Source organism: Methylobacterium sp. W2 (genome assembly GCF_020662345.1).
Classification (GTDB): domain Bacteria; phylum Pseudomonadota; class Alphaproteobacteria; order Rhizobiales; family Beijerinckiaceae; genus Methylobacterium.
Genome location: NZ_VMOA01000105.1, coordinates 1 through 462 on the forward strand (window position 1 = coordinate 1; position 462 = coordinate 462).

The 462-nt window shown below is 76.4% G+C and carries 1 protein-coding gene; it reads left to right on the forward strand.

What is annotated here, in order from left to right; genetic code table 11:
* Window positions 1-462: S41 family peptidase (locus FPV16_RS25925; protein WP_227441375.1), on the forward strand; the 462-nt coding region annotated here is incomplete at both ends.

The following is a 462-nucleotide window of genomic DNA, read 5'->3' on the forward strand; positions in this document are numbered from 1 at the left end:
CGGGACGGCTCACCCGCCGCCGACGCCGGCATTCGCCAGGGCGACCGGCTGCGCAGCGTCGACGGCAAGGGTGTCGACGGCCGGCCCGTCACCGAGGTCGTCTCGTTACTGCGCGGCGACGCCGAGGACGCCTCCGCCGGTACGACGGTCTCCCTGGGCCTGCAGCGCGGCACGCGCGCGTGGAGCGAGACCCTGCGCCGGGCCCGCCTCACCACGGACCCGGTGACCGTCCGCAGGCTCACCGGCGGGGCCACCGTCATCAAGGTCGCCGCCTTCACCAGGGGCTCGGGCGACCGCGTACGCACCGCCCTCGACCGGGCGCCCGCCGACTCCGGGATCGTCCTCGACCTGCGCGGCAACTCCGGCGGACTGGTCACCGAGGCCGTCACCGCCGCCTCCGCCTTCCTCGACGGCGGCCTGGTCGCCACCTACGACGAGAACGGCGCCCAGCGCGCCCTGCAC